4 protein-coding genes and 1 riboswitch are annotated in these 5,072 nt (G+C 25.6%); all 4 genes read right to left on the bottom strand.

The features are described 5' to 3' along the window. Window positions 1-110: 110 nt before the first annotated feature. The 4 genes from GBZ86_RS12550 to uvrB all read right to left on the bottom strand — a co-directional run bounded on the left by GBZ86_RS12550 (window position 111) and on the right by uvrB (window position 4,922). Window positions 111-683, bottom strand: coding sequence for a xanthine phosphoribosyltransferase (locus GBZ86_RS12550; RefSeq protein WP_152891161.1), 573 nt, complete (start codon window positions 681-683; stop codon window positions 111-113). Between the two features lie 158 nt (window positions 684-841). After that, window positions 842-943, bottom strand: a riboswitch (purine riboswitch). A 37-nt stretch (window positions 944-980) separates the two neighbouring features. Beyond that, window positions 981-1,658 carry a SanA/YdcF family protein gene (locus tag GBZ86_RS12545; RefSeq protein WP_152891159.1) on the bottom strand — a complete coding sequence of 226 codons (678 nt, stop codon included), beginning with the start codon at window positions 1,656-1,658 and terminating at the stop codon, window positions 981-983. A 223-nt stretch (window positions 1,659-1,881) separates the two neighbouring features. Continuing rightward, the gene (locus GBZ86_RS12540; protein WP_327445172.1) at window positions 1,882-2,871 is read right to left on the bottom strand and encodes an alpha/beta hydrolase; all 990 of its coding nucleotides are present in this window, start codon (window positions 2,869-2,871) and stop codon (window positions 1,882-1,884) included. A gap of 74 nt (window positions 2,872-2,945) precedes the next feature. Then, window positions 2,946-4,922, bottom strand: a complete 1,977-nt coding sequence (uvrB, locus tag GBZ86_RS12535; RefSeq protein ID WP_152891157.1) for an excinuclease ABC subunit UvrB — start codon at window positions 4,920-4,922, stop codon at window positions 2,946-2,948. Window positions 4,923-5,072 lie beyond the last annotated feature (150 nt).

Raw genomic sequence — 5,072 nt, 5'->3', positions numbered from 1 at the left:
CTTTATAATAAAAATATTAATATTTTATATAATAAAAAACTACTAAAAAATAACTTTTATTTAGCCAACACCAAATAAAGAAATATTTAAGTAGTTTTTACTATATTTTTTTATTTTAAATAAACTTTTCCTTCTTCTAATTTTTCTATTATAGCTAAAGATTCAACTCTTATACCCATATCTTCTAAAACTTGTCTACCTTCTTGAAAGCCTTTTTCTATAACTATTCCAACACCAACTACATTAGCTCCAGATTGTTGCACTAAATCTATCATTCCTTTAGTAGCACATCCTTTAGCTAAGAAATCATCTATAATTAATATTCTTTCACCCTTTTTTAAAAACTCTTTTCCAACTCTAACTTTATAATCTTTTTTCTTAGTAAAAGAATGTACACTAGATTCAAATACTTCTTTATCTAAATTTAAACTTTCTGTTTTCTTGGCAAAAACCACTGGAATATAATCGAAATATTGAGATGTTATTCCTGCTATAGCTATACCAGATGCTTCTATAGTAAGAATTTTATCTACTTTTTCATCTTTAAATCTATTTTTAAACTCTTTTCCAACCTCATTTAAAAATTTAATATCCATTTGATGATTTAAAAAACAATCAACTTTTAATATATTACCTTTTCTTACTTTTCCTTCATTTAAAATTTTATCTTTTAATAATTTCATATTAATACTCCCCTTCCAAATCATAAAATTAATTTATATTATGTATAATGAAAGCTCATACTAATTACATACATACATAGTTATTTACTTTTAAAATACTTATATTATATAAAAATTCCTAGACTAAAGCCTAGGAATATATAATCAAATATTAAAATAATAAATAACCATATATTCGTAGTTAGGATGTTTAAGGCTTCCTAGTAGAAACGCTTGAACCATATTATCAAGCATATACGAATTTTTCAAAGTATTTTTTCAATTATATCATAAAAATAAAATTTTACATACTTATTTTTATATTTCATCATCAGTAATTTTTCCATCAGAATTATCTACTGGTATTTCATCTCCTAAGAACTTAGGCTCTGGTTTTAAAAATTTAGCATAAATATACGCTTTTACTTGTGCAAGCTTTTCTCTTATTTTATAACTTGCCATACAATCATAATTTCTTTTATCAGAAATAACTCCATAAGCATTTATTCCCATGTTTCTAGCTAAATATAAAGCTCTTGGTAAATGATATTCATTTGTAACAATTATAGCTTTTTTTACTTTAAATATTTCTTTAGCTCTATACATACTGTCATATGTATTAAATCCTGCATGATCTAAAAATACTCTATGTTCTTTAACCCCATATTGCATTATATATTTCTTCATTACACCTACTTCATTATAATCTACATTCCCATGATCCCCTGTTAATAAAAATGTATCACTTATATTTTTATCATGTACATCTAAAGCAGTATCTAATCTATCTTGTAAAATATCTGATGGAGTACCATCATTTCTTACTCCTGCACCTAAAACTATTATAGCATCACTATCTATTGGTAAATCATCTATTGAAGCTATATACTTTTTTCCCTCATCTTGAACTTTATCACTAATGTAAATTACACTAATTATTCCTATTACTAGTGTCCCTATTAGTGCTAATGCTATTTTTTTTATAATTTTCAACATAATTTATAGATTGTTAATAAAAAATAAAATTCTCTAATATCTTTATTTGTTATTGAATTTTTCTTTTATAACAACCAAACCTCCCATTTTAATAATTTACAAAAAAAATTTAATTTTTATAAACAAAACTAATTTATATCTATTATTTAAACAAGGGATATAATAAGAATATTAATTCTTATTACTCCCTATGTAATAACATAATTTAAACTTATTATCTTTTTTATATCTTAGAATGATTTAAAATAAACTTTAACATTCCCCAAGCTACAGGTACAACATCTTCTTTGCTAATATTTGATAAATCATGCCCACTTGTATCTAAAGTTAATAATTCAACATTATTATTATATTTTTTTAATTTTTCATATAACTTTATAGAATTTTCATAAGGCACTATATTGTCCATCTTACTATGGATTATTAAAGTATCTACCTCTTCACCATCTATATAATTTATAACACTATATTCTTCTATTACCTTTTGTTTGTTTTTTACTTTTTCTGCTTTTTTTATTATTTGATTTAAATCCCAACCAGCTTTCCCCATATCTAATGTACTCAAATCTGTGGGACCAAAAAAATCAATTATATAATCAACATCTGTTGGGTAAGCTGATAATTCTAAAGCTCCTGAATACATTGGTTTTGGTGTATATGCTGCCATTAATGATAAGTGTGCTCCTGAAGATACTCCAATAATCCCCACATTGCCATTTAGCCCATATTCACTTTCATTTTTATGAATCCATCTAATAGTGTCTTTTATATCTGAAATTTGTTTATCAAAACTTAATTCATCCTTCATTAGCTCATAAGAAGTACTTATTACAGTAAATCCTTCATCTCTAAATGCATCTAATAAAGGAGCTAAAAATTTTGGAATACCTTTATTTCCATATACCCAACTTCCTCCATGAACATATAAAATTACTGGAGAACCATTTTTAAGTTTTTTCTTTGGACCATATATATCTAAAGTAAGATTTTTTCCATCTCTTACTTTATAAGTAACATCTTTATAATCCATAGTATCCATCATATCTAATTTTTCCACATCCACTACCTCAGGCATATTTTCTAAAAATCCCATATAATTCTTTGCTATATTAGTAACAATGTTTATTTCAGTTTTAAATGTAAATAATATTATACCAATAATTAAGCAAAAAACTAATAAAATAGCTAATACACCTTTTAAAAATTTTTTCACTTAACCCCTCCTTAAAATAATTTTGTTATTATTTTATCATATTAAATTAATAACAAAACATATTCTTAAAAAACTTAGCTTAATTTTTCTTTTAAATCTCTTAATAAATCTCTTAACTCAGCAGCCCTTTCAAATTGAAGATTTTTAGCTGCATCCTTCATTTCATTTTCATATTGTTTTATTAATTCATTTAAAGGAATATCTCTCTTATTATTATCTTTATCAACTTTATATTTTGATTTTTTCTCTGCTACTTTAGTAGCTTCTATTACATCTCTAACTTCTTTTTTTATACTTTGAGGAGTTATTCCATTTTCTTCATTATATTTAATTTGTATTTCTCTTCTTCTATTTGTTTCCTTTATAGCTCTATCCATAGAATTAGTTATTTTATCTGCATACATTATTACCTTACTCTCTGAATTTCTAGCTGCTCTTCCTATAGTTTGTATTAATGATGTTTCTGATCTTAAAAATCCTTCTTTATCAGCATCTAATATTGCTACTAATGCCACTTCTGGTATGTCTAGTCCTTCTCTTAATAAATTAATTCCTACTAATACATCAACTTCCCCTACTCTTAATTCCCTTATTATTTTCATTCTTTCTATAGTATCAATATCAGAATGCATATAAGTTGCTTTAACTGATAAATCTTTAAGATATTTAGTTAAATCTTCTGCCATTCTTTTAGTAAGTGTAGTTACTAAAATTCTAAAACCTTTTTCAATAGTTTTTTTAATTTCTTCATACAGATTATCAATTTGACCTGTTATAGGTTTTATTAAAATTTCCGGATCAACTAATCCTGTTGGCCTTATTATTTGTTCCGCTATGTTATTTGAGTTATCTAATTCATATTGACTTGGAGTTGCACTTACAAATACTACTTGATTTATTTTTTCTTGAAATTCTGTAAATTTTAATGGTCTATTATCATAAGCACAAGGCAATCTAAATCCATACTCCACTAAAGATTCTTTTCTTGATCTATCTCCCGCATACATAGCTCTAACTTGTGGTAAAGTAACATGGCTTTCATCAATAAACATTAAAAAATCCTCTGGAAAATAATCTATTAATGTTTCAGGTGGTGTTCCTGTAACTCTATTATCTATTATTCTAGAGTAATTTTCTATACCTTGACAGTACCCCATTTCTCTTATCATTTCTATATCATAATTAGTTCTTTGCTTTAATCTCTGAGCCTCTAAAAGTTTATCTTCTTCTGTTAATTCTTTAAGTCTTATTTCAAGTTCATCTTCTATAACTTTAATTGCTTTTTCTAATGTTTCTAATGAAGTAGCAAAATGAGATGATGGTGTTATAGATACATGATTTCTCTCTCCTATTATATTTCCTGTCAAAATATCAAATTCTCTTATTCTATCTATTTCATCTCCAAAAAATTCTATTCTTATTCCTTTAGATGATGAATATGAAGGAATAATATCTAAATTATCTCCTCTTACTCTAAAAGTACCTCTTGAAAAGTTTATATCATTTCTTTCATATTGAAGTTCTATAAGTTTTTTTATAACTTCATCTCTTTCTTTTTCCATACCTACTCTTAAAGATATTGTTAATTTTTTATATTCTTCTGGATTACCTAATCCATATATACATGAAACTGATGCTACTATAATTACATCTCTTCTTTCTAATAATGCTGATGTAGCAGAATGACGTAATTTATCTATTTCATCATTTATGGATGCATCTTTTTCTATAAATGTATCAGTTTGAGCAACATAAGCTTCAGGTTGATAATAATCATAATATGAAACAAAATACTCAACTATATTGTTTGGAAAGAACTCTTTAAATTCTGAACAAAGCTGAGCTGCTAATGTTTTATTATGAGCTAAAACTAACGTTGGTCTTTGTGTTTTTTCTATTATGTTAGCCATAGTAAAAGTTTTGCCTGAACCAGTTACCCCTAAAAGAGTTTGTCCTCTACTCCCTTTATTTATAGAATTAACTAAACTTTCTATTGCTTGTGGCTGATCTCCTGTAGGTTTAAATTTTGAATTTATCTTAAAATTTCCCATACTCTCTTCTCCTTCTTTTAATAGTTAGTGTAAAGTTTCTACACTACTTTTCTTTTTAAAATCTTTATATATCAAGGTTTCGAAAGTTTTTTTGCATAAAAAAACAACGACCCCCTAATTTCATGTTAAAATTGAATCTCAAAACCACAA

Source organism: Clostridium tarantellae (assembly GCF_009295725.1).
In the GTDB taxonomy this organism is placed as follows: domain Bacteria; phylum Bacillota; class Clostridia; order Clostridiales; family Clostridiaceae; genus Sarcina; species Sarcina tarantellae.
This window is presented reverse-complemented; position numbering and strand designations above follow the sequence as displayed.

Bases quoted from the DNA above. Each gene is read 5' to 3' on its own strand.
- GBZ86_RS12550 (WP_152891161.1), bottom strand. From the start codon at position 683: ATGAAATTATTAAAAGATAAAATTTTAAATGAAGGAAAAGTAAGAAAA.
- GBZ86_RS12545 (WP_152891159.1), bottom strand. From the start codon at position 1,658: ATGTTGAAAATTATAAAAAAAATAGCATTAGCACTAATAGGGACACTA.
- uvrB (WP_152891157.1), bottom strand. From the start codon at position 4,922: ATGGGAAATTTTAAGATAAATTCAAAATTTAAACCTACAGGAGATCAG.